The organism is Blautia sp. LMAG:89 (assembly GCF_008679485.1).
GTDB lineage: Bacteria > Bacillota > Clostridia > Lachnospirales > Lachnospiraceae > Blautia_A > Blautia_A fusiformis.
Map to the genome: position 1 here is coordinate 260,399 of NZ_NANC01000004.1, position 24,203 is coordinate 284,601.

General features: G+C 44.9%; 20 protein-coding genes. 4 read left to right on the top strand and 16 right to left on the bottom strand.

Going from position 1 to position 24,203, the window contains the following annotated elements:
* The first annotated feature begins 81 nt into the window (after window positions 1-81).
* Window positions 82-1,827 (top strand): sensor histidine kinase, encoded by a 1,746-nt coding sequence (locus CCC70_RS05280; RefSeq protein ID WP_287084397.1) that lies wholly within the window; start codon window positions 82-84, stop codon window positions 1,825-1,827.
* A complete protein-coding gene (locus CCC70_RS05285) occupies window positions 1,824-3,395 on the top strand; it encodes a response regulator transcription factor (protein WP_287084398.1) in 1,572 nt (523 codons plus the stop codon). The genes CCC70_RS05280 and CCC70_RS05285 overlap by 4 nt, the downstream gene beginning before the upstream one ends.
* On the opposite strand, the gene CCC70_RS05290 is transcribed toward CCC70_RS05285, so the two are convergent.
* The 4 genes from CCC70_RS05290 to CCC70_RS05305 all read right to left on the bottom strand — a co-directional run bounded on the left by CCC70_RS05290 (window position 3,389) and on the right by CCC70_RS05305 (window position 10,813).
* The gene (locus CCC70_RS05290; RefSeq protein WP_287084399.1) at window positions 3,389-6,673 is read right to left on the bottom strand and encodes an AAA family ATPase; all 3,285 of its coding nucleotides are present in this window, start codon (window positions 6,671-6,673) and stop codon (window positions 3,389-3,391) included. The genes CCC70_RS05285 and CCC70_RS05290 overlap by 7 nt on opposite strands.
* Window positions 6,673-7,818, bottom strand: a complete 1,146-nt coding sequence (locus CCC70_RS05295) for an exonuclease SbcCD subunit D (RefSeq protein WP_287084400.1) — start codon at window positions 7,816-7,818, stop codon at window positions 6,673-6,675. Before CCC70_RS05295 ends, CCC70_RS05290 begins: the two co-directional genes overlap by 1 nt.
* Window positions 7,815-8,855, bottom strand: a complete 1,041-nt coding sequence (locus tag CCC70_RS05300; RefSeq protein ID WP_287084401.1) for an aldo/keto reductase — start codon at window positions 8,853-8,855, stop codon at window positions 7,815-7,817. The genes CCC70_RS05295 and CCC70_RS05300 overlap by 4 nt, the downstream gene beginning before the upstream one ends.
* Before the next feature lie 161 nt (window positions 8,856-9,016).
* Window positions 9,017-10,813: an L-fucose isomerase gene (locus CCC70_RS05305; RefSeq protein WP_287084402.1), complete on the bottom strand. Its 1,797-nt coding sequence runs from the start codon at window positions 10,811-10,813 to the stop codon at window positions 9,017-9,019.
* 205 nt (window positions 10,814-11,018) lie between these two features.
* Here CCC70_RS05305 and CCC70_RS05310 point away from each other — a divergent pair, with 205 nt between their 5' ends.
* Window positions 11,019-11,867, top strand: a complete 849-nt coding sequence (locus CCC70_RS05310; protein ID WP_021651531.1) for an AraC family transcriptional regulator — start codon at window positions 11,019-11,021, stop codon at window positions 11,865-11,867.
* Window positions 11,868-12,480: 613 nt separating this feature from the next.
* Here CCC70_RS05310 and recQ read toward each other — a convergent pair.
* Complete coding sequence (gene recQ, locus CCC70_RS05315; protein ID WP_287084403.1) at window positions 12,481-14,310, bottom strand: DNA helicase RecQ; 1,830 nt, start codon at window positions 14,308-14,310, stop codon at window positions 12,481-12,483.
* A gap of 288 nt (window positions 14,311-14,598) precedes the next feature.
* Here recQ and CCC70_RS05320 point away from each other — a divergent pair, with 288 nt between their 5' ends.
* A complete protein-coding gene (locus CCC70_RS05320; RefSeq protein ID WP_287084404.1) occupies window positions 14,599-15,909 on the top strand; it encodes a hypothetical protein in 1,311 nt (436 codons plus the stop codon).
* 103 nt (window positions 15,910-16,012) lie between these two features.
* Here CCC70_RS05320 and CCC70_RS05325 read toward each other — a convergent pair whose 3' ends face one another.
* The 11 genes from CCC70_RS05325 to CCC70_RS05375 all read right to left on the bottom strand — a co-directional run bounded on the left by CCC70_RS05325 (window position 16,013) and on the right by CCC70_RS05375 (window position 24,179).
* Window positions 16,013-17,239: a cob(I)yrinic acid a,c-diamide adenosyltransferase gene (locus CCC70_RS05325; RefSeq protein ID WP_287084405.1), complete on the bottom strand. Its 1,227-nt coding sequence runs from the start codon at window positions 17,237-17,239 to the stop codon at window positions 16,013-16,015.
* Between the two features lie 415 nt (window positions 17,240-17,654).
* Window positions 17,655-18,806, bottom strand: coding sequence for a 1-propanol dehydrogenase PduQ (locus CCC70_RS05330; RefSeq protein WP_021651538.1), 1,152 nt, complete (start codon window positions 18,804-18,806; stop codon window positions 17,655-17,657).
* Window positions 18,807-18,942: 136 nt separating this feature from the next.
* The gene (locus CCC70_RS05335; protein ID WP_244791352.1) at window positions 18,943-19,707 is read right to left on the bottom strand and encodes a DeoR/GlpR family DNA-binding transcription regulator; all 765 of its coding nucleotides are present in this window, start codon (window positions 19,705-19,707) and stop codon (window positions 18,943-18,945) included.
* A 72-nt stretch (window positions 19,708-19,779) separates the two neighbouring features.
* The gene (locus tag CCC70_RS05340; protein WP_015525948.1) at window positions 19,780-20,328 is read right to left on the bottom strand and encodes a BMC domain-containing protein; all 549 of its coding nucleotides are present in this window, start codon (window positions 20,326-20,328) and stop codon (window positions 19,780-19,782) included.
* A gap of 16 nt (window positions 20,329-20,344) precedes the next feature.
* The gene (locus CCC70_RS05345; RefSeq protein WP_287084406.1) at window positions 20,345-21,673 is read right to left on the bottom strand and encodes a 4Fe-4S dicluster domain-containing protein; all 1,329 of its coding nucleotides are present in this window, start codon (window positions 21,671-21,673) and stop codon (window positions 20,345-20,347) included.
* A 4-nt stretch (window positions 21,674-21,677) separates the two neighbouring features.
* Entirely contained in the window at window positions 21,678-21,944 is a 267-nt protein-coding gene (locus CCC70_RS05350; protein WP_015525950.1) for a EutN/CcmL family microcompartment protein, read from the bottom strand.
* A gap of 68 nt (window positions 21,945-22,012) precedes the next feature.
* The gene (locus CCC70_RS05355) at window positions 22,013-22,624 is read right to left on the bottom strand and encodes a phosphate propanoyltransferase (RefSeq protein ID WP_370816971.1); all 612 of its coding nucleotides are present in this window, start codon (window positions 22,622-22,624) and stop codon (window positions 22,013-22,015) included.
* Window positions 22,625-22,765: 141 nt separating this feature from the next.
* The gene (locus CCC70_RS05360) at window positions 22,766-23,044 is read right to left on the bottom strand and encodes a BMC domain-containing protein (RefSeq protein ID WP_005427721.1); all 279 of its coding nucleotides are present in this window, start codon (window positions 23,042-23,044) and stop codon (window positions 22,766-22,768) included.
* 72 nt (window positions 23,045-23,116) lie between these two features.
* Window positions 23,117-23,458 (bottom strand): BMC domain-containing protein, encoded by a 342-nt coding sequence (locus tag CCC70_RS05365; protein WP_114002790.1) that lies wholly within the window; start codon window positions 23,456-23,458, stop codon window positions 23,117-23,119.
* Between the two features lie 44 nt (window positions 23,459-23,502).
* Window positions 23,503-23,778: a propanediol utilization microcompartment protein PduA gene (gene pduA, locus CCC70_RS05370; RefSeq protein ID WP_015525952.1), complete on the bottom strand. Its 276-nt coding sequence runs from the start codon at window positions 23,776-23,778 to the stop codon at window positions 23,503-23,505.
* An 86-nt stretch (window positions 23,779-23,864) separates the two neighbouring features.
* The gene (locus CCC70_RS05375) at window positions 23,865-24,179 is read right to left on the bottom strand and encodes a BMC domain-containing protein (RefSeq protein WP_015525953.1); all 315 of its coding nucleotides are present in this window, start codon (window positions 24,177-24,179) and stop codon (window positions 23,865-23,867) included.
* Between the last annotated feature and the right edge of the window lie 24 nt (window positions 24,180-24,203).

The following is a 24,203-nucleotide window of genomic DNA, read 5'->3' on the forward strand; positions in this document are numbered from 1 at the left end:
ACATTATGTGTCACTTTTCATAATATGTATTGGTTTTTTTCACTCATCATTATATAATAATGCCAAAAGGAGGGGTAAGAATTGTTTTCTATTACTGCAAAATTTAAAGAACACTCTATAAAATTTCGAATTCTTGTCATCGTTCTTCCAGTTGTGATCCTCAGTTATATCATTTTGTTATCTTCTTTTTATATGATTTATGTAAAAGAATCCCGTAACAATATTCTTCTGGAACATGAAAAGAATACTCTGTCTATCGCCAAAAATACAGCCAGTTATTTTTCCTCACTGAACTCCAACATTGATCTGCTGCTTTACGGAACAGAAATTCAGTCTCTGATCCATTCCTATGCAGATAAAAAGCTCAGTCCGGAAGAAGTTCAGTCCCAGTGTAACACCCTTTTCTCCACATATCTTTTAGGTGCTCAGTCTAAAATTCAACGGGTTTATATTGTTCTGACCGATAATGGGATCATTTCCAATCAGACTATTTATAATTCCACCCTGGAACAACAGGAGCAAAAACTGGAGCAGCTCAGTGAGTATCTAAAACAACCAAAGGAAACTCTCTGTTATTACTATTCTCCAAAGGAACCTTATACCATCACTGCTGCCAAAAATATTTTTGACATTCAGAAACCGGAAAAGAAGATCGGTATTTTACTGACTGAGATCAATATCCGGTTTATGGAGGATATGATCACGGAGCATCAGGATTCTGAATATAGTTATTATTCCCTTTTTCAAAATAGTGACCTGGTATATACAACTTCCCCCTACGCCCCATCCGTCACAGCCAGCATGAATATGAATTATCACTCCCACAGGGGGAATAGTAATTTTTATGCCATCCGCTATTCTGTAAACGATTTCTTACAAATCGGAGGGCTTCTCAACACAACCGGCGCATTTCATTCGATCAATCGTGTATGGCGTCAACTACTGGTTATTTCCATATTTTTTCTCTTGATACTGATTTTCGCTGTTATTCAGATTTCAAGAACCATATCCCAGGAATTTCAGGTTTTTATCACTAAGTTAAAACAAACTTCTGTTGCCGATGAAACCGCCCTGATCCACACAGTTTCCAGCAACGAATTTTCTGAGCTGACAAAGGAATACAACCATATGCTCCTGCGCCTTCAGGAATCCGGAAAGAAGATCACGGAACAACAGATTCTTCTGAAAAACGCAGAGCTGAAAACGCTTCAGGCACAGATCAACCCACATTTTCTTTACAATACCCTGGACTGTATCTCAAGCCTGGCATCTCTTGAAAAAACAGCGCAAATCACAGATATCGTTCCAAAACTGGCTAATATCATGCGAATAAGCATCAAAGGCCCTGATCTTCTTACTATTTCAGAAGATCTTAATTACGTAAGAGAATATTTGGATATTCAGAAAATGCGTTTCCAGGATCGGCTTCTTTTTCTGATCGAATGTAACGATCCCATGGAAGATCTGTATATCCCAAAACTGATCATACAGCCGGTCGTTGAAAACGCTATCATACATGGTATCAGTGAATCTGTGGAAAATGGCTTTCTTTCTATTCAATTATTTACTTTTAAAGACGATGTACTGATCAAAGTCTATAACACCGGCCCCCTGTTTTCTCACCAGGTAATTGAAAAGATTCACTCTGTATCACAAACTTCTTTTTCCGACCAGAAAAGCATTGGGCTTATAAATATTCAGATGCGGCTACGGTCCCAATTCGGAAATTCCTATGGACTGCTTCTTGAAAATATGGAAGACCGTACTTCTGTATGTGTTACGATCCGTATTCCACAAATACATCAAAGGGAGGACCTAACAAAATGAAAATTCTGATCGTTGATGATGAAAAGATCATCCTGGAAAAACTTAAAATGTATATTTCACAGATTTTTACAGAAAAAGAGAATATTTTTACTTCTGACAATGCAGCAAAAGCACTGGAGATCATATCCTCTCAGCAACCAGATATCATTCTTACGGATATCCGTATGCCAGGAAAAGACGGCCTGTATATTTCTTCTTTCGTGCATAATAATTTTCCAGATAAGATCGTAATACTGATTACCGGTTTTTCTGATTTCAAGTATGCACAGACAGCGATTAAAAACCATGTTTTCGATTATATCCTAAAACCAGTAGACGAAAACGTCCTGAAAGAATCCGTATTGAAAGCTATACATACTATCACCGAACGGAAAAATCAGGCGATCATGCGCAAAAAATATGAATCCTATCTAAAAGAAAATATCAGAAATCTTCAAAAAGATTTTTTTGAACGGTTACTTTTCAGGAACACCACTTCCCTTTCTTCTTCTTTTCATGAAGAAGTCACCATGCTCCGCCTGGATCATATTAAAAGCTATTACCTTTTATACTGCAAATGTTCTACAACAGTTTCAAAAGATCTGGAAAAAGAATATTACTTTACGCATATCGCCGAACATTATCTTCAGGAACAGATTCCGGGAGCTCTTATTTTTTCTTATGGAAACGCTTTGTATTCCTTATGTCCGGACATTGATGAAAAACAACTTACAAAAATAACTAATTTCATACATGGGGAACTAAAAAAGAATCACGTTCTCATGTCCGCAGCCATCAGCAGTCACTCTGAGAATCTGTCTGAAATTCCCCTGCTTCGAAGCCAGACTGTAGAAATTTTTAATACCCTGAAAAATTCCAGTCATTTTGTCATGCTCTACCGTGATCTGGAAACCAACCCCGTTGCTGTCATGTATGAAAAATCCAACTATTTTCAGGTTCTTCTCAATTCCCTGTCTTCCGGTGACAAAACAATGATTCAAAAGCATTTTGATGAGATCTCCCAGTTTTTCACCCGGCAAACTCCTGATGAGCTCAACAGTTTCATGTATAGTTTTATGACTCTTTTTCTTTCTTTTTTTCAGTCAACTTCCACGGAACTGTCAGATTCGGTACGTCAGATCACAAAAACACAGAAAGAGCTTTTTTCAACCTCCTTACTTCCGGAAAAAAAGACTGAAATATTTCGGGACTGGATGTTTCAGATTGCAGGTCTTCTGAATACTGATAAAATTAATAAAAACAACTACCTGACCAGTCAGCTGATCGAATATATCCGTGCAAATTATGAAAAACCTCTGAGCCTATACAGTATCGCCGATGAATTTAACCGAAGTACTCCTTATATCAGCAGATTGATCAAACAAACAACCGGCAAAAATTTCACGGATCTTCTTACCGATCTGCGTATTCAGAAAGCGAAAGAATTGCTGAAAACTTCTTCCTATCACGTAAATGAGATATCCCACATGGTAGGATATCCCAATTTTCGTTACTTCAGCCGTATTTTCAAGCAGCAGACCGGTATGACTCCCAATGATTACCGGAAGATTTCCTGCCGTTTTCACTGAATTTTTATACTACTTCCCACACTATCCCCACCGCATTTTTTGGTAACGATGATCTTATTTTCGATCCGCTCTTTCAATTCTGACACATGTGAGATAATTCCTACCAGACGTTTTCCGTCGGCCAGACTTGTCAGGGCTTTCAGGGCCTGTTCCAGGGATTCCTCATCCAAGGATCCGAATCCTTCATCTACAAACATGGAATCCAGCCGGATTCCCCCTGCGCAGGCCTGGATTTCATCAGACAGGCCCAGTGCAAGGGACAGAGATGCCTGGAAGGATTCCCCGCCAGACAGCGTTTTCACACTTCGTTCCGTGCCGTTGTAGTGATCGATTACATTCAGGTCCAATCCGGCTTTCTCTTTTCTGTTTTCACTTTGTTCCTGCCGCTTCAGTTCATACTGCCCGCTGCTCATGGTCAGAAGACGGAGATTAGCCCTTCTTAAGATCCGCTCAAAATACGCCATTTGGATATACGTTTCCAACTCGATCTTGGATTTTCCGTTCAGTTTTCCGTTCGCGGTATCCGAAAGATTTTTCATCCAGACATATTCTTTTTCCGCCGCAGTCATTTCCGTCTGACGTACCTGCACTTTATGATATATTTCCTCATTTCCCTTCTGAACAGAAAAAAGTGCTTTTCGTTTTTCCGAAAGCTGTGTTTTCTCTTCCCTAAAACGGCTGTACTGCTCTCTGAGCGCATCCTCGTCTACTTCTCCGATTTCTTTTTTCTGCTCCTCAAAGTTTTTTACAACCGCTGTTATTCTTTCCTTTTCCGCCCGGATCTCCTGTAATTTCTGTTGAGCTCTTCTGCTGCTTTCTTTCAGCTCTTCATACAGCTTCCTCTGTGTTTTTATTTCCTGTTCCAGAGATTCTTTTCCACCTTCTCCGAGTTCTTCGTTCAGCTCATCCACTTTCTGTGCTTTGTTCTTCCTCTCTGTTTCCAGACGTACGATGTCCTGTGCAGCTTCATTGATAACTCTTCCCAATTCTTTCAGAGTCTTTTCTCTTTCTATGATCAGCTTCTCAAGATCCTGTTTCTGTTTTGCTTCTTTTTCCTTTCCCTGAACTTTTTCTGACAGGCAGCTGAGCATATCCTGTATCTGTCTTTCAAATCCTGCAGCTGTGTTGTCCGTCACTTCTCCATTTCCTGTCACCAGACTTTTCTGAATCAGTTTTCGGATCTCTTCTACTGTTATCTGCTGCTGCTTTTTGTTTTCCACGTCTCTTGTCTGAAGACCGACCTGTTTTCTGTCACATTGATTTTTCTCTTCCTGTAACTGAACGATCTCTGTTTCCAGCTTTTCGATCCACGTTTCTGTTTCGTTCTTCTTTTTTTTACGTTCTATTGCTATGCGAATCTCTTCCTCGCTGTCTGCCAGCTGCTTTTCACATTGGTCCTGTTTTTCTTTCAGCAAAGGGATCAGCTTTTTCCATTCCGTCTCATGTAAAAGCTCTTGTGCCTCCCTCTGGATCTGATGCCATAATGTTTTCTGGCGTTCTTTTCGTTTTCCTGCTTCCACACTCTGCGTATTTGCGTCATTCTCCAGTCTGTCCAGCTTTTGTTTCTCTCTGTCCAGGATTTCCTGATCCACAACCTGTCCTTTGGGAAGTATTCCCAGACGCGGATGCTCGAAAGAACCACATACCGGGCATGGGCAGCCCTCTTTCAGTTCCTGCGCCAGGAGCCCTGCCTGCGCGTCCAGAAAACTCTGAAACAGTTTCTGGTAAACTTCTCTCTGCTTTTGTACTTTTTCAATGGAAATCTTATATTTTTTCTGCTGCTCTTTCGTGGCATTATAAGCCCCTTGAAACTCCTTAACCAGAGCAATCAGTCCTTCTAATTCTTTCTTTTTCCGAAGCCCTTCTGTCTTTTTCGTCTCTGCCTTCTGAAGTTCCAGCTCCGCGCTGTCCAACAGCGCCTTGTCTTTCTTTTGCTGCTCCAGCTCTTCCTTCTGCTGCGTTTCTTTCCGGATGATTTCTTCCTGCCATCCATCTATCTGTTTCTGTTCTTTTTTGATCTCTTCTTCCGTCAGCAGACAGCTGTCATAGCTTCGTTTTTCACTGTCCAGTTTATCGTACTCAAACTTGTATTTTTGTAGTTCTTCTCCTGCATCTGCCAGTATTGAAAGGCGTTTTTTTTCTTCCTCATCTTTTTTCTGCAAAAGCTGCTCTTCGGAAATATCCTTCTCTTTTTTTTCACTGACTGTTTCAAGCTTTCCTTCGATTGTTTCCAGCTCTTTTTTCAGCTTTTCCAGCTCCTGATATTTTTTCAGCTTTTCTTCTTTTTCACGGATCCTGATTCCAAGCTCTTCACATCTGTGATCTGCATCTTTATATTTTTCCGCCTCTTCTACTGCAAGCTGTAGAAGTGGTGTTAATTCTTCCAGATCTTTTTCCGCTTTTTTCTTTTTCAGCTCCAGATTTCGTTTCTGAGCCACAAGATTTTGTGCCTCTTCTGCTTTTCGTATATCCTGATTAAGCGAGTCTTCTTTTTCCCGGAGCTCTTTTTCCTGTGCTTCACCATATTCCAGAAACTGCTTCAGAAGTTCCAGACTCCGCTCCAGTTTTCCCTCGAATTTTATCTTTTTCAGTTCGTCAAATTCCTCTGCCTCCTGCCATGAAGCAGTCTCCGTTTTCACTCCATCCAAATACTGGGCAATACTGCGGCGCATTTCATCATATTCCTTATATCTGGCTATTGACGCATCCTTAAGTTTCATCTGAATCTGCTGATAAAGTCCTGTGTGAAAGAGCTGTCGGAAGATCTCTCCTCTCTGTGTAGTTCCTGCCAGAAGTAATTTCTGGAAATCCCCTTGGGCGATCATTGCGATCTGTGTGAACTGATCATAACTCAGTCCCAGAAGCTGTTCCACTGCCGCAGTAACATCTTTTGCCTTTGTCACCGGCTGACGTTCATCCGGATAGATCAGCTGTGCTTCAGCTTTTCTAAGAGTCTGTCCGGTGCCTCTTTTTTTCGGAGCCATATATTCCGGACTCCGGCGCACGTGATAGGTCTTCCCCTGATAGGAAAAAACAAGCTCCACAAAAGTCTCCGTGGAATCTTTTGCATACTTACTCCGGAACATGGCGGATTCCCTTACCTCTCCACTGGCTCTTCCATATAACGCAAAGGTGATCGCATCAAAGATCGTAGTTTTTCCTGCTCCGGTGTCACCGGTGATCAGGTAGAGACCGCCCTCTCCAAGCTTTGAAAAATCAATCTCTGTTTTATCTGCATAGGGCCCGAAGGCACTGATGGTCAGTTTTTCCGGTCTCATTATTTCACCTCCTGGATCTTACGGATCAGATCTTCGGAATATTTCCGCTGTTCTTCATTCATGGGCTGGTTATTCTGCAGTTCAAAAAATTCCTCAAAATATTCCAGCTCGGATTTCCTTTTCACCGTTTCTGTACCTGCGATCTCCTGGTTTTCTCTTGTGCGTCGGTTATCATATTCCAGCCTCATCAGATTCGGATAAACAGTACGGAGCTTCTGCATTCCATCTACGATATCTTCTTCATCTGTCAGCGTGATCTGCACATAATCCTCTGTGTTTGTGTCCTGATAACTGGACAGTGATGTGATCTCCATGTATGTGCCTTTCAGTTTTCGCATATCCCGAAGAGGCTTCAGCGGAATCTCCCTGATCCTGAGATTTCCTTTTTCCAAAAGCTCCACAACTGTCACAGATTTCTGCTGTCCTGCCTCGGAAAAAGAATATTTCAAAGGAGTTCCGCAGTAGCGGATGTGCTCGCTTCCCACATTCTGAGGACTGTGGATATGGCCAAGTGCCACATAGTCAAAATCCCGGAACACATCTGCCTCCACCTGGTCGATACCTCCAACGGAGATCTCTTCAGAATCGCAGCGCATGGCACCGACCACAAACTGATGGGCGATCAATACATTGCGATAACGTTTATCAATCTCCATATGTGCAACTGCCGCCTGCACTGCCTCCTGGTAGGTACGGATCTCATCCACCTCTTCTTCTCCTTCCAGTCCGTGCCTCACAGTTGCCGGACGCACAAATGGAAGCAGATGGATCCAAACTTCTCCATAGCTGTCCATTAAACAGTACTTTTCTGTTTTTCCATCGTATACCGGGGACATGCAGATCCCGCTGCTGCTCATGATCTGTGAACCGAAAGCGATCCTTTCCGCACTGTCATGATTTCCGCTGATGGCATACATCGGGATCTTCCGTTTTGCAAGCCTGGTAAGAAACCGGTCAAAAAGCTGCACTGCCTCCGCCGAAGGAACCGGTCTGTCATAAAGATCACCGGCGAGAAGGATCCCATCCGGTGCTTCTTCATCAATGATCCTCAGGATTTCGTTCAAAATATATTTCTGATCTTCGATCATGGAAAACTCATTGACACGTTTTCCTAGGTGAAGGTCTGATAAATGGATCAGTTTCATCGATCACCTCCTGCGCTCACCCAGCCGCCGAACAGTTCCGGTGCAAGGTCGATCTCACAGGCATCCAGTACATCTTTTAGCTGTGAAGGATTGCTGACGCCGGTTACTGGCACAGTCTGGAATGGCTGATGGAAAAAGTATGCCAAAGACAGGGCCTGCAGGCTGTGGCCGGTTTCTTTCTGCAGCTTTAACAGCTTCTGATAGGTGCGAAGGTTTGTCTCGTTCCAGTAGGATCTTTTCATACTTTCTGAAAGACCTGTGATCTGTGTTTCCTTCTCCCGCACCCAGGATGCATCCACCTCTGCATCTGTACAGGAAAGCCCCATTTTCTGAAGTTTTGAAAAAAATCCCATTGCAGTGGAAGAAAACGGAACGGCAGCAGCGCCTGTCTCACAGTGCCACTGATATTCTTCTCTGGAAAACTCCACAAGTGTAGGATCCGGATTTGTATTTCCTCCGGGATTGATTCCTGCAAGACTCCACTGATTGGATACTGCTGTGATCCCTGAAAGATTTCGTTCTCTCAGACACTGAGCAATTTCTTTCAGCCTCTCTGTGCGGTAATTGGAAAATCCATAATAACGGATCCGGCCTTCTTTTTTCAATTCTTCCAGAATATCCACGATTTCCTCCGCCGGTTTCTCCGGATCATCTCTGTGAAGCCAGTAAAAATCCATCTCATCTTTTCCCAGTGTGCGGCAGCTCTCATCCAGGTCCATGCGGATATCTTCTTTGTTCACTCTGCTGCGGCCCGGATCCTCAAAGGAATAGTGCGCGCCCTTCGTTGCCACAATAACTTTTCCCTGCGTGCCACTCTCTTTCAGCCATTTTCCTATGATCTGCTCACTGCAGTTTCCATGTCCTTTTAGCCATTTGCAATAGACATTTGCCGTATCAATAAAATTTCCACCTGCGCGTACAAATGCGTTCAGAATCTCAAAGCTTTTTTCCAGGTCTGATTTATCTCCAAATCCTGCTGTTCCGAGGCAGATAGGACTGATGTTCAGATCTGTATTGTTCAGCTGTATATATTTCATCTACGTAACCTCCCGTATTCATATATATCTTTTTCTATTATAACTTTTTTCCGTAGATCCGAACAGTATATTTCCCAACTATCCATATACCACGGCACAAAAAAATCCTCCGGCACATGCATGCCGGAGGATTTGATATTCCGTTATCTTAACAATATGATTTATTTGTAAAGTGGTCCATAGTTCTTGCAAGCGCGGAAGTCTGCACCCTCTTTTTCCATACCGAATGCGTTCCAAGCTGCCGGACGATAGATATCCTTCTCAGGAACGTTGTGCATGGATACCGGGATTCTCAGCATAGAGCACATTGTGATCAGGTCTGCACCGATGTGTCCGTAGGAGATCGCACCGTGGTTAGCACCCCAGTTGTTCATTACATCGTAAGCTGTTTTGAACGGTCCCTCTTTGCCATCGCATCTTGGAGCGAACCATGTACATGGCCATGTGTAGTCTGTACGTTTCCAGAGCTTGTCAGATACCTCTTCCGGAAGGGCTACTGTCCATCCCTCTGCGATCTGAAGAACCGGTCCAAGTCCTTTTACAAGGTTCAGACGGATCATAGTTGCAGGCATCTGAGCACGTGTTTCATAACGGCTGGAGTATCCGCCTCCACGGAAGTATCCGTTGTCGGCCATACACCACTCTGTATTGTCCATGATTGCTTTCTGGTCTGCCTCTGTAACATCCCACCACTGTTTCATAACTGGTGTTCCGTCAGCCTCTTTAGCCTGTCCGTTAGCATCCAGGCAAGCAGCACCGGAGTTGATCAGATGAAGGAATCCGCCAGCTTCTTTGGCAACACCCTCAAGGTCATATCCTGTAGCTTTCTTAACTGCCTCTGGGCTCCAGTATGTACGAACATCAGCGAAGATCTGAGCACGTCCTGTAAGGAGTTTCATGAACAGCATTCCAAGTCCGTTGAGAACATCGTTCTCTGTAGCAAGGATGTACGGCTCACGAGCGCCATTCCAGTCGAAGGATGTGTTCAGCATAGCCTCTGCGAAGTCACCGTTTGGATAGAAGTCTGTCCACTGTCTCTGGCCCTGGAATCCAGCTGCAAGAGCATTGTGTCCGATTGCTTCCTCAGAGAATTTCGGATCAAGATTATCACAGCCGTTCATCAGCTCTTTGATGATAACTGCCATCTTAACAACAAACTCGAACTGCTCCTCTTTCTTCTCTGGTGAGAACTGAAGCTCTTCCGGGTTCTTGTCCCAGCCGATCTTGCAGGTCTCTTTTGCCCATTTAAGAGCTTTCTCATACTCTGCGTGATCATAGATTCCCTCTGTCATACGACGGATGATCTCTACCTCATCAACAGACTCAACTCTCATTCCGAGATAGGACTCGATGAAATCAGAATCGATGATAGATCCGCCGATACCCATTGTTACAGAACCGATCTGCAGGTAGGATTTACCTCTCATGGATGCAGCTGCAACTGCTGCACGGCCGAATCTTAACAGTTTCTCTTTAACGTCTTCCGGAATGGATGTGTCGTCAGCTTCCTGAACGTCATGTCCGTAGATACCGAATGCCGGAAGGCCCTTCTGTGCATGTGTAGCAAGAACGGATGCCAGATATACAGCACCAGGTCTCTCTGTTCCGTTGAATCCCCATACAGCCTTGATGGTCTGTGGATCCATATCCATGGTCTCAGCTCCGTAGCACCAGCATGGTGTAACTGTAAGAGTGATATCTACACCCTCTTTACGGAATTTATCCGCACATGCAGCGCTCTCACCAACACGTCCGATGGTGGTATCAGCAATAACAACTTTTACAGACTCACCATTTGAATATTTCAGGTTCTCCTCGAAAAGCTTTGCTGCGGATTTGGCCATGTTCATAGTCTGATCTTCCAGAGATCCTCTTACATCGAGGGCTCCTCTACGTCCGTCGATGGTTGGTCTGATACCGATAACCGGATAGCTGCCTACTAATCTGCTCTTTGCCATAGTAACAATTACCTCCTAAATTTATATTCACTATTATAACTTACAGTTTTTTTACGTTCCAACAACTCCTGTCCGAACTATGCTTTTATTATACGATTGCATCTTTTAAATTACTTGTGTTATAATAGCAAAAAACAGTACAATATTCACTTTTTCATATGAGTTCCTAAAAAAACTATAAAATTTAAGAAAGAAGGGTTGTATTTTGCACGATCTTGGAAGAAATGAGGACAGACTTCGAGGTACCTATGAATTTCCTTTTGAATTCCACCACATTGACAGCAGCCATCCACGCTATGTCATGTCCTACCACTGGCATGTAGAATGTGAAATCATGCGTGTATTACAGGGCACTCTCACCGTCACTTTAGACGAAAAAAGTTTTACAGCAAAAGCCGGAGATGTGATTTTTGTCAATAGTGGAGTTCTGCATTCCGGAATTCCTCAGGATTGTATCTATCAGTGCATTGTTTTTGATATGAACATGTTTCTGAAATTTAATTCCGTCTGCACAGAATATATGCAGAAGATCAGCCACCAGGAGCTTCTGATCTATCACCATTTCACTGAAAAGCAGCCTGATATCCAGAGAGCAGTGAACTCTCTTTTTGATTCTTTCTGGCAGAGGAAGCCAGGATATGAGCTGGTTGTGTTTGGACAATTTTACCACTTTTTCGGATTGGTTTTTGGTAATCATTACTACCTGGAAAGCCTGCGGAAAACCAGACGAGATTACAAGCGCATTGTCCAGCTGAAGCAGGTCGTGGAATTTATTGAAAAGAACTATGCCAGTCCCATTACCCTACAGGAGCTTTCCGCTTCGGTTTCCATGTCTCCCAAATATTTCTGCCGGTTCTTTTCCGAGATGACGCATCAGACACCAATGGATTACCTCAACCGCCAGAGGATCGAGCAGGCCTGCTGCCAGCTGGCTACCACCGATGATTCCATCACGGAGATCGCCTATCGGAATGGCTTTAATGATCTGAGCTACTTTATCCGTACCTTCAAAAAGTACAAGGGGATCACCCCCGGCAAATATAAAAGACGCTGAAATATTTTTCCACGTCTTAATGGCACATACCAGAGTATTACATGACAAAAAGCAGGATTTCGCACATATTGCGGATATCCTGCTTTTTGAGGAATTGGGCTGTTTTATGTAAATACAGCTTTTTCGGCCTGGTGGAGAACAGTCATGCCGGAACGGATTCCCGTTTTGCAGACGGGCTATGTTCATGTCTTTATGAATACATGCTACTCTTCTGTATGAGAAAAAAGCCGGCAGGGCAGATTTTCTGCATGAAAAAGCCGACGCAGATCGTGAAGGAGCCTGATCTCTGTTCACGCAGTGACCAGCACCAGATTATGTCTTAATTGAAAGCGGATACGATCATCCACCTCACTGCTTGCTTCTGACCAACGGATATCTCACACAGTCGGTCCATCTACTCGAAGGGATTCCACTGCTGCATAGAACTCTGCTTGCGAAATGCCTGTACGCTGCACCGGAACGTGCAGCAGAATATGATACAGTTAAAAACGATCCGGCCGCACTATAGCCGCCGGATGTTTCCTGCTTGTCTTATTCTAACAAATGCCTCTTTAAAATGCAAGAAATTTCAGAACATTTCGCTCTTCATTTTCCGACGGCAAAAGTCTCTTTCCTACAGATTTTTCACCGCGTCTATAAACCTTTTTCCGTATTTTTCGTACTTGTGCCTGCCGACTCCTGTCACATTCAGCATTTCCTCCTCGTTTCCGGGCTTCAGAATGCACATATGGATAAGGGTTTTGTCGGAAAAGACCATATAAGGGGGGATTTTTTCCTCTCTGGCGATTTCCAGGCGAAGAGCACGGAGCTTCTGAAAAAGGGGCTCATCCTGTTCTCCCAGCTCCCCGACTGCAGATTTCGGAAGTCTGCTCCGTTTCTCTTTTTTCTTCGTCTCCAGCTCTTTTGACATTTTCATTGTGAGGATATGCTCCTCCTCCAGAAATGACCTGGAAGCGGTAGTCAGCTTTACAATCGTATATCCGTCATCCGTCAGATGAAGATATTCCTTCAGTACCAGATAATTAAAGATCTGCCGCAGCCGGTGTGCCGGAATCTTTGCACAGACTCCATATTCCGGATTTCCATCCATCTCATACTGCCGGATCTTCGCCGTAGATGCGCCGCGCAGAGTATCCAGGATCACGTTCACTCCGTATCTCTGACCACTGCTTTCCACGCACCGGATCATTGCCCTGGCCTCCTGGCTCACATCCTGCTCTTCAAACTCGGTCTGGCAGTTCAGGCAGTTTCCGCAATAGCTTTTTCCGTATTCCCCAAAATATTTCAGGATGTACTCACGCAGACAATCATGAGTAAAGCAGTAAAAGGTCATCTGCTTCAGCCTCTCCTGATCACGCTCCCGGACAAGGCGCCAGGCTGCCGCTTCCATTTCCTGGTTGTCCTGTCCTCTCTCGATAAGATACTGATTGGTAACCACATCCTTCCCGCTGTAAAGCAGGATACATTCCGCAGGATCGCCGTCACGGCCCGCACGGCCTGCTTCCTGATAATAGCCTTCCATGTTCTTCGGCATATTATAATGAATGACATAACGTACATCGGACTTGTCGATTCCCATTCCAAATGCATTGGTGGCTACCATCACACGACAGCGGTCATAAATAAAATCATCCTGATTGTTCCGGCGTTCCTCATCGGAAAGTCCTGCATGATATCTGGTGGCCGTGATGCCGTCACGGATCAGCTTTCCGCAGACCTCCTCCACCAGCTTTCTGGTGAGACAGTAGATGATTCCACTGTCGTCCGGATGCTCCAGTATGTAATCGTGTACTTCCTTATATTTATCTTTCGGTGTTTTCACTGCAAAATAAAGGTTTTCCCTGTCAAATCCTGTGGTTGTGCAAAAGGGATCCTGAAGCCCCAGAAGTCTTGCAATATCCTCCCTGACCTCCTTCGTGGCTGTAGCTGTAAATGCACCGATCACCGGTCTTTTTGGAAGCTGTGCCACAAACTCTGCGATCTTCAGATAGCTTGGCCGAAAATCCTGTCCCCACTGTGATACACAGTGTGACTCATCCACTGCGATCATGGAAATATCCGCGCTCAGCGCAAAATCCAGAAACGCCTCTGTGGTAAGCCTCTCCGGTGCTACATAGATGATCGGATATCGTCCTGCCTTTGCATAGCGCAAGGCTGTGAAATACTGCCCCTGCGTCAGAGAGCTGTTGAGGTATGCTGCTGAGATACCGACCTGGTTCAGGCTTCTCACCTGATCCTTCATAAGGGAGATCAACGGTGATATTACCAGTGTGATCCCCTTCATCATCAGTGCCGGTACCTGATAGCAGATGGATTTTCCTGCGCCGGTTGGCATCACTGCCAGAACATCTTTTCCTGCAAGAAGCGCATCGATCACCGCTTCCTGCCCTTCTCTGAATGTATCATACCCGAAATGGGTCTTTAAAAGTTCCTGTTTCGTCATAAATCGACATGATCCTTTCTGTTACGTTCCCACCGGAACTGTAACGCTTCTCTTTTTCATTGTCGAATCGCTGCTGTTTTCCGAATATTTTATTTTAACATATTTACAGATAAATTGCCAATTGATACAAAAAAATCACAAAGCACTTCCTCCCTGGTTTCCTGTTATAATGATATAAGAGAAAGAGTCTGTTTATACTGTCCCACAACAGAGGACCATGAATTCATGGAGTACCCGCTCCTCTGTTCAGTAACAGCCGGTATGCTCATAAAAAAAGGAGGGTTTGTCATGTGTAAAAGAAAAATAAAAACCATCGAAGCAATTTTTTTCCTGTTTCTTTTTTCCGTTATTGTGCTCCTGCTTCCCCAGGATGCCCACGCCAGAGTCCGGGTCGTGACCAAAGGAACCACTTCCACTATCCGTGATACCGACGGTGTGATCGAAGATGAATTTTCAGACATTAATTTCCCGATCAACATCAAAAATGCAAACTGCCAAAAACGGGTCTATGCCGTGACAGTTCGTGTAAGCTTTTATTCACCCAAGGGAGTCATCCCAAAAAGCACCACATTTTCCATCGATGGGATCAATGTGGTTAAGCTGAACACTTCAAATTATACACCGCTGGCATACAAGGAAACCTTTTTCACCTACGATGACAACATAGAGGATGGCTACCTGGAGTTCGATTTCGGCAATAAAGAATGTCCGGTACCGGTAGACTGTGACTATGAGGTTACCATCAAACAGGCAGTACCGGAAATTTTTATCACCAACAACAATTATCTGAACCAGAGCATCCGAACCGGAAAAACCACTTCCATCGGAATTGAGATTTCTGATCCCTACGTAAAAACCATCAGCAAATCAAAATTCAAGGTTACTTCTTCCAACAGCTCTGTTCTCAAGGTACAAAGCATCACTCAGGATTCCAAAAAACACAGCCGTTTCACAGTTACCCTGAAGGGCATGAAAGCCGGATCCGCAAAGATCACTTTATCCTATCCAAAGGCCGCAGCCTGTAAGCTGACCGGAAAAGTAACCTCGCCTTCAAAAACCGTAGCAACCTTCCGCGCTTCCAAAACTACACTCAAAGTTGGCTCCAAGGTCAGCATGCGTTCCCTTATCAATCTGAAGGGCGGCACCAATCTGACCATCAAAAATGCAAAATCCAGCAAGCCTTCCGTACTTGCCATTTCCGGAAACTATCTTGTCCCAAAGAAAAAAGGGTCAGCCACGGTTACCGCAAACTTAAACGGTGTCAATCGTAAGATCACTATTACCGTATCCGTACCGGCCGCCAAACCTACCGTCAAAAATCTGAAGATCCGTGTTGCCGGTATCAAGTATGGCCCCAATGACATGAAGACCTATTATACCTTAAAATTCACCAATACTTCTGCAAAAACCATCACCACCGCAAAAGTACAGATCACCACAGGTTCCGGTATCTATGACCAGATGTACTGGACCAAGAACCTGACACTGAACCTAAAGCCCGGAAAATCCATGACAAAAACCTATTTCATCCAGAACATGGTCCAGGCACCGGAAAAAAGTGATATTTCCGTTAAATGCCTGAAGATTAGCTGGAAATAAATAATTCAAAAGGGACGTGCCGCAGTATTGATTTAAAAATCATCACTGCAACACGTCCCTTTTATTTATTCTCTCTGAGCTGTCTATACGTTTTGTTTTTATCCTACAGTACCTCATTCAGTACCTGCAATCCATACTCTGCAAGGCTGTTATCCTCTTCGCCGGTACCGCCGCTGATACCGAGACCGCCGATGATGGTATCTCCAACCTTTAGGGGTACACCACCTCCGAATATCACAATATTGTCACTCATTTTTCCAAGGCCATAAAATGTCTGGCCCGGTTGTGTCAGTCTGGAAAGCTCCATGGTGGACATCTTCACTGCAACCGATGTATAGGCCTTCTTCAAAGCCACCTCAAAGCTTACAAGAAAAGATCCATCCATCACATGAACCGCAACCGGATTTCCATCCGGGCTGCATATCGCAATTACAGAAGGCTTGTTTCTTCTCAAAGCTTCCTGCTCGATCTTCTCGATAAGCCTCTTGGCAGAATCCAATGTGATACGCCCCTGGATACCCATACGCTTCAGCACTTCCTGGATCATCGCCGTATTTGCTGCCATACTGTCATTCTGTGCCATTGCCGTATTTCCTCCCACTGCTGTCGTCACAGTCCCATTCTGCACATCAAAAGCCTGTACATCCCTTTTCTGCACCATCTGTAGATCCTGTGTTCTTACATCCACCGCTGATGTACCCGCTGCAACATCTGCACTACTTCCAACAGTTCCTACAGCCTCTGCCCCAACATTAGCTACAATCCCAGCAGTTTCTGCTTTCACAGATTCCTGAACACTTTCAGAAATATCTGTCTTCTTCTCTTCAATCTTCGATGCATCCACATACCTTGCCAACACATAAAAATAATCCGACAATCGATTCATATATTTCTTGGCTCCGGTATCCGATCCAAACTTCACACTGACCAGCGCAAGCTCTCTCTCAGCCCTCCGCGCCACAGCTCTTGTTACATCGATCTCAGCCGCAACTCGGGAATCCCCCGGAAGAATCGGAAGCCTCTCTCCGGAAAAAATCTCTTTCATCCGGCCAATCTCCTCCTCCAGAAGCTCCGTCCGGTCTTCACTGACCTTAAATTCCCGATTATAAGGATCAGAAACTCCATCTATGATCTTCTTCAAAGTCTCCGAGATCTTCTCCAGCATCCGGACAACATCCGCATCATCAATCAGAACCCGCACAAGCCCAATATGACTCATCAGCTCCTCAACTGACCCCATCAGACAAATCCGATCATCCGACTTTGAAACATTCTTCGTATGGGAAAGATCCGTCATCCCCTTATCACCATACCCGGTATAAACCTCCATCCCAGCTCAACCTCCCAGCAACTCCTGATAAATAATCCCACCCATATCAGACCAATTTTACAATCCTCGAAATGCTACGCATACCACACATACGTAAACACACACCACAACCATCCCGGCAAACCAAGCGCGGCGTTCACAAACGCGTCCACGTATTCCACGCAAACGTAACACACACCACAACCATCCCAGCAAACCAGGCGCGGCGTTCACAAACGCGCCAGCCTCCGCCAAAACGTCACACATTCAAGGCGCCACAGCGCCCCATCGGCACAACGTTCAACCCGGAACAACCGCAGCATACAGGCACAAGTCAATACCCTTCCGCCCGCCACAGTCAAGCACTCTAAAAAAAGCCCGAGGGGTGTGCAGAGGGGCCGCGGCTTTGCGGCCCCTTTGCGGTTTTCATCTTTTATCAAAAAGACCAAAGTTTAGTATAAATCTTAACAATATCCTCTTTCTTCGGTACACGCGGATTTGCCGCTGTGCAGGCATCCGCAAGTGCCATATCCGCCATCTTATCAACCGCCGCAAAATAAGCATCCGGTGTGATCGTCTTCATCTCTTCGATGGTAAGCGGGATATTCATCTCTTTCTGCATAAACTGGATCCAGTTTACAAGAGATCTTACGCTCATAACTTCGTTATAATTGCTCAGTCCAAGAAGATGTGCAATATTGGAATATCTCTTTACTGCCGGAAGATATTCTTTCTGGCTTCTGCTGCGTTTGTTGATATTTGCATTATATTCAACAATATGCGGCAACAGCATCGCATTAGCTCTTCCGTGAGGAATATGGAAAATAGCCCCCAGCTGATGCGCCATACTGTGTGTGATACCAAGTCCTGCGGCATTAAAGGAAAGTCCCGCCAGACAGGATGCTACATGCATTTTCTGTCTTGCATGCATATCATTACCATCAACATATGCACGGTAAAGATATACACCACAGATCTCAATGGATTTCTCTGCAAGTGCAGAAGTAAACTCATTGTGATTGATGCTGACATAAGACTCAATTGCATGAGTCAGAACATCCATACCTGTATCTGCTGTGATCGCAGGTGGAACACTGCGTACAAGCTCAGCATCCAGGATTGCCTCATCGGCTGTCAGGCTGTCTGAGATCAACGGATATTTCACATGTGCTTCTGTATCATTTACAACTGCAAAAGAAGTAACCTCGGAGCCAGTACCACTTGTTGTAGGAATGGCAACCAGTCCAACCTTTCCGTAATTGTTGATCTTCAGGGCAAACTCACGGATTGCCTTGGAGGAGTCGATGGCAGAGCCACCACCTACTGCAACGATTGCTTCCGGCTGATACTGAAGGAATTTTTTGACTCCTTCGGCAATTTTTCCAACCGGAGCGTCCGGAACAACATCACAGAAAATATCAAATTCTTTTCCACCTGCCTGAAGCGGTTTTGTGATCATATCGATCATTCCGCTTTTTACAACAAACGGATCTGTGACAACAAGGACTCTTTTGTATGGAATATCTCTCAGTCTTCCCAGGGCATCAGCTCCAAAATGGATGGCTGTTTTCATTTCAAATGTATTCATAGAAACTGCTCCCTCTCGTCATACCGAAACACAGTTCTCTTTTGTCTGCCTGTGTTCGGATAAAGTAAAGCGGATCTCCGCATTCCGCATACACTACATGCTCATGAACAAGATCGTTTCACGATATATGTTCAATCTATTTCGGGTAGATGCATTCGATCTTATGCCTGTTGAAATGATCCAACCACTTTTCAGACGGTTTTTTGTCTGTGATGACCGTCTCGATATCCCGCAGCTGTCCTGCCACGGAAAAAGCAGTCTGATCAAATTTTGTGCTGTCTACCACCAGAATACGCATTTTTCCGGAATTGATCATGGCTTTTTTGGTTGTTCCAAAGGCTTCTTTGGATTCCATGATCCCCATATCCTCGTTTAATGCCTTACAGGAAAAGATCACCTTGTCCACATAATAAGAACGGATCACTTCTTCGGTTCTGGCACCAAGAAATGCAAGATACCCTTCCTTCATCACTCCACCGGTGGAAATAATATTCCAGCCGGATACATCCGAGAGCTCCAGAAGGATCTCCATAGAATTGGTAACAACGGTGAGACGTTCTTTTTCTTTCAGCGCCTTGGCCACAAAAACTGCCGTTGTGCTGGCATCCAGAAAAATGTGATCTCCGTCATTCACCATGGAAGCAGCAATCTCCGCCATTTTCTGCTTTCCCTGTACATTCTGGTTTTTACGAACATTAAATGGTAAATCAATACCGACATCTTCGTTGATCACCGCACCGCCATAACTCTTTGTGGCAAGTCCCTCTTTTTCCAGCTTGTCCAGATCACGGCGGATGGTTTCTTCTGAGACACTGTAAAGCTGGCTTAGTTCACTTACAACAACCCTTTTCTCTTCCTGTAATTTCTCGAGAATCAGATTTCTTCTCTCTAATGCTAGCATAAGATGCCTCCTTTTCAGATGTCATTGCAGGGATACCCTTCAAAAGGATATCCCTCAGATATAAAGACAATATTAAAGGATCGTATCGATCATTCTCTTGTCCGGATGAGCGATCACTGAGGAATCCATGTACATTCCTTTTTCAGCTACCAGCTCTTTTGCTCTTTCGATAGAAGCCTCCACTGCAGAAACCTCGCCGGTAAGAAGCATGTATGATTTACCGCACATACCCTTGGCGATACGAAGCTCGATCAGATCAACGATAGCTGTCTTAGCTGCCTGATCTGCCGCCTCGATGATAGATGCTGCATCATAGGTCTCAAGAATTCCCAGGGCACTAATCTCCTCGACCTGTGTGGTTCCGTAGATTGCCGGGAAAATGGACTCATGTGGATTGCCCAGTACAAAACTGTCAATACATTTGTCCTCGTATGTTGTTACAGCTGTGTCTACAGCAGCTTTTACTGCGCTTAAATCTCCGGTGATAATTGCAATATATTTTCCCGGACATACTGTCTGCGCCTCCACGATCTCTACTTCAGATGTCTTAACCATGGCATCTGCTGCAGTGATACCAGCTGGTGTGGTTTTAAACTCAATCATTCCGATTGCTCTACTCATTTTGTGCACGTCCTTTCTAATTTCTTGCAATTACAACATGGCGGTCTGTCACTTCTGTAACCTTACCGCTGATGGTTGCATGGATTCCGACACTTAATCCCTGTGCAGGCTGTGCGATCATCTGGCCTTCTGTTACCATATCGCCTACATTTACGATTGCCTGTGCCGGTGCACCGATATGCTGGCTTAAGAGAACCTTTACCTTCGATACGTTTACAAGTTCTTCCTGAAGCGGTGCATCCTTGTCATATTTGGTAAGTCCCAGACGTGCCATCAGACGCTCCTCAGGAACCTTGCGGTATTCTCTGGACTCCTGAACCGGCTTCGGCTGAACACCCTGAGGTGGTCTGATTCCTGCCTTACGAAGTCCACCCTTCATATCTGCAAGCAGTGTTCTCGGAGCCAGGCTCTGCGGACACGCATACATCTCGCAGACACCACAGGAGCTGCAGAATGCAGAATTGATATAAGGATTTACATTTCTGAAATCCTGATTGGATGCTGCCATCATGAACATTGCCGGATCGATCGGGTGTCCCAGATTGTGTCTCGGGCAAAGATCTGTACATGTATGGCAGTGGCAGCAGATGGATGCTGCTCTCTTCAGATCTATAGAAGAAGTCCGCTGCTTCTTCATGACAATAACATGGTCCCTTGGAAGAACCAGGATTGCGTTCGTTGTTTTTGTAACCGGATCAGAACCGTTTCCGATACGTCCCATCATCGGGCCGCCTACGAAATATACAGGATCTTTCACAGTTGTTCCGCCTGCCTGGGCAACAACCTCTTCCAGTGTGCATCCCAGTGGAACTTTCACTGTAACAGGATTCTCAACTTCTGCAACAACGGAAACATATTTGCTTGTAACCGGTTTGTGTTCTTCTACCGCGCGGTATACATTGTAGAGTGTCTCTACATTGAATACGGCTACTCCCTGCTCGATTGGCAGTCCTCCTGGCCGTACCACACGTCCGGTTGCCTCATAAATAAGAACAACCTCATCACCCATCGGATAAACCTCATCCAGAAGATGGATCTTAACCCTCGGGAATTCTTCAATATGCTGATTTAAAGCATTGATCGTCTGTACATAAGACTTTTTGATTCCGATAATGGCCTGTGAAGCTCCTACCGTCTCCGCAACCATATCGAATGTTTTCATGATCTCGTATGCGTGCTTCTCCAACAACTGTCTGTGAAGTTTCAGTAATGGTTCGCACTCTGCACAGTTCATAAGAATGGTATCCGCTTTGTCTGTCAGTTTCATGTATGTAGGGAAACCTGCTCCACCTGCTCCGACAACACCATTCTCCTGCATAATTTTCTGTAATTCTTTGATATCCATGGCGTTACTCCAATCCTGCACCGTCGTCTACGATACCGACGATGGCGGCATCTACCGGTGCTGTTTCTACGCCGCAGCCAATTCTTGCTGCGCTTCCTTGTGCCACCAATACATATTCGCCGATTCCCGCACCGATGATATCAATAGCGACAATCTGGCTGTGCTCGGCTTTCATATGATGCACCGGCTCCACGATCATGAATTTATTTCCTATGAGTTTTTCACTTTTTCGTGTGGAAACAATACTTCCAACTACTTTGCCTACGATCATATGAGCCTCCGTTTTCTCTATATCCTCCTTTTGGGATGCCTGAAAACGGCATCCCAAAAGGAGGAATATTATTTGATTATGGTAACTGTATTGCCTGTGGCAATTCTTGCTGCATTTGCTTCATCTGTATCAATATGCATTTCCAATGTAAAGCTGTCATCTACACGGATCTTAACCTGATTAAAGATCGTTCCGCGCTCATTGTCAGCTTTTACGGAAACAATATCGCCATCATGTACACCCGCAGCCTGGGCATCTTTCGGAGCCATGTGAATGTGACGCATAGCCACAATACATCCCTCTTTCAGATAAATGGCACCTTTTGGTCCAACGATCGCGATCGGTGCACTTCCTGCAAGATCACCGGACATACGTACCGGAACCTTCATTCCCAGCTTGATCGCATCTGTTGCTGAAACCTCAACCTGTGATTTACTGCGGACAGGTCCGAGGATTCTTACATTCTCGATCGCACGGAGCTTCAGTCCTACGATGGTAACTGTTTCGTTGGATGCAAACTGTCCGCCCATCAGATCTTTTTTCTTGGTAAGCTGATAGCCTTCTCCGAACAGTGCCTCCACATGCTCCTGTGTCAGGTGAATATGTCTTGCAGAAACTCCGATAGGTACAACAAAACCATTGCCCTTGTCTTCGTTTTTGTTGATCGCATCGATCACCATTTTTGTGATCATTTCAATATTATTCGTTTCCAAGAGTACACCTGCTTTCTTTCGGTTTCATAACTGAAATTAACTCAAAACGCACCGGCCCGAACCCTTAATGGCCCTTGGGCCGGTGCATCTTGGAACTAATCAGTTGGATTATTTAAGAACCGGAAGGATTTTCTCAACGTCTGTATGAGGTCTCGGAATTACGTGTGTAGCTACAAGCTCTCCAAGTCTGGATGCTGCTGCGCTTCCGCTCTCTACTGCAGATTTAACTGCTCCTACGTCTCCACGAACCATAACAGTTACAAGACCGGATCCGATCTTCTCTGTTCCTACAAGTGCAACGTTAGCTGCCTTGCACATCTGGTCAGCTGCCTCGATAGCTGCTGTAAGTCCTCTTGTCTCAACCATTCCTAATGCTTCCTGTGTCATGATCATATCCTCCTTGTGGATTATAAATGCTTTATTTGTTCTGTTTACTTCTGACTATTTTGGTGCAGCAGCTTATTTTTTGCTGCTGTTTTTGCTTGCCAGTGCTTCTTCCGGATTTTCCTGCTGTTTCTTTTTCCACCGGCTTGCACTCAGCTCAACCAGTTTGACGATTTCCTCGTGAGGATTGGCAATTACCGCATAGCTGGCAGGTTTTTTGATTGCCTGCTCCACTGCTGCATTGACAGCTGCTGTAACTGCTGATACATCGCCTTGTACGATCAGGGTCACCAGTCGTCCGCCCAGCTTACGCTCCCATGACGCCAGCTCAACGTCTGCCGTTTTGCACATGATGTCCAGGGCATTGATCGCCGCTACAACACCAGTGATTTCTATAAATCCATATGATTTTCCCATGAGCGAACTCCTTAATTAATTTCTGTTCCTCTCAAAGCCTGAAATCAGAGCTTCGGAAGAATTTTCTCAACATCTGTATGTGGTCTCGGGATCACGTGTGTAGCTACAAGCTCTCCAAGTCTGGATGCTGCTGCGCTTCCGCTCTCTACTGCTGCTTTTACAGCGCCTACGTCTCCACGAACCATAACAGTTACAAGACCGGAACCGATCTTCTCTGTTCCTACAAGTGCAACCTCAGCTGCTTTTGTCATTGCATCTGCTGCTTCAATGGCAGCTGTGAGGCCTCTTGTCTCAACCATTCCTAATGCTTCCTGTGCCATGATTCTATCCTCCTGAATCTTACATTCGTTACTTTTTTATCATATATGATTCCTGCACTTTTGTAAAGTGAACATCCGGAATCCTCTTAATCTTTATCCAGGGCGCTGATCTTCAGCATCTTCTGTGTACCTGGTTCCGGGTTGGGGATTATGTAATGCTGTACCACACCTGTCATGCTCTCTGCGACCTTCATGCCGGCTTCAACCGCTGCCGTAACATCTGACACGCTTCCGCGGTACTTGATGCAGACAAGAAGCGGTACTGGCAGGCTGTCCGCATTCGCCGGTTTATTCTTATCGAATACCTCCAGGTGGACATTTGCAGCCTTGCACCCGGCGTCAGCTGCCACAAAGGCTGTCGCAAGTCCGAAGACCTCCAGAATTCCTACAGCTTCTGCCATGTTGCTTCTCCTTTCCCGTTAAGG

Excerpts from the sequence above, each read along its gene's own strand:
- CCC70_RS05300 (WP_287084401.1), bottom strand. The coding sequence starts at position 8,855 with ATGAAATATATACAGCTGAACAATACAGATCTGAACATCAGTCCTATC.
- CCC70_RS05365 (WP_114002790.1), bottom strand. The coding sequence starts at position 23,458 with ATGGGAAAATCATATGGATTTATAGAAATCACTGGTGTTGTAGCGGCG.
- CCC70_RS05340 (WP_015525948.1), bottom strand. The coding sequence starts at position 20,328 with ATGAGTAGAGCAATCGGAATGATTGAGTTTAAAACCACACCAGCTGGT.
- CCC70_RS05305 (WP_287084402.1), bottom strand. The coding sequence starts at position 10,813 with ATGGCAAAGAGCAGATTAGTAGGCAGCTATCCGGTTATCGGTATCAGA.
- CCC70_RS05320 (WP_287084404.1), top strand. The coding sequence starts at position 14,599 with ATGTGTAAAAGAAAAATAAAAACCATCGAAGCAATTTTTTTCCTGTTT.
- CCC70_RS05325 (WP_287084405.1), bottom strand. The coding sequence starts at position 17,239 with ATGGAGGTTTATACCGGGTATGGTGATAAGGGGATGACGGATCTTTCC.
- CCC70_RS05285 (WP_287084398.1), top strand. The coding sequence starts at position 1,824 with ATGAAAATTCTGATCGTTGATGATGAAAAGATCATCCTGGAAAAACTT.
- CCC70_RS05360 (WP_005427721.1), bottom strand. The coding sequence starts at position 23,044 with ATGACACAGGAAGCATTAGGAATGGTTGAGACAAGAGGACTTACAGCA.
- CCC70_RS05350 (WP_015525950.1), bottom strand. The coding sequence starts at position 21,944 with ATGATCGTAGGCAAAGTAGTTGGAAGTATTGTTTCCACACGAAAAAGT.
- CCC70_RS05355 (WP_370816971.1), bottom strand. The coding sequence starts at position 22,624 with ATGGTGATCGATGCGATCAACAAAAACGAAGACAAGGGCAATGGTTTT.
- CCC70_RS05290 (WP_287084399.1), bottom strand. The coding sequence starts at position 6,673 with ATGAGACCGGAAAAACTGACCATCAGTGCCTTCGGGCCCTATGCAGAT.
- CCC70_RS05295 (WP_287084400.1), bottom strand. The coding sequence starts at position 7,818 with ATGAAACTGATCCATTTATCAGACCTTCACCTAGGAAAACGTGTCAAT.
- CCC70_RS05330 (WP_021651538.1), bottom strand. The coding sequence starts at position 18,806 with ATGAATACATTTGAAATGAAAACAGCCATCCATTTTGGAGCTGATGCC.
- pduA (WP_015525952.1), bottom strand. The coding sequence starts at position 23,778 with ATGGCACAGGAAGCATTAGGAATGGTTGAGACAAGAGGCCTCACAGCT.
- recQ (WP_287084403.1), bottom strand. The coding sequence starts at position 14,310 with ATGACGAAACAGGAACTTTTAAAGACCCATTTCGGGTATGATACATTC.
- CCC70_RS05375 (WP_015525953.1), bottom strand. The coding sequence starts at position 24,179 with ATGGCAGAAGCTGTAGGAATTCTGGAGGTCTTCGGACTTGCGACAGCC.
- CCC70_RS05345 (WP_287084406.1), bottom strand. The coding sequence starts at position 21,673 with ATGGATATCAAAGAATTACAGAAAATTATGCAGGAGAATGGTGTTGTC.
- CCC70_RS05335 (WP_244791352.1), bottom strand. The coding sequence starts at position 19,707 with ATGCTAGCATTAGAGAGAAGAAATCTGATTCTCGAGAAATTACAGGAA.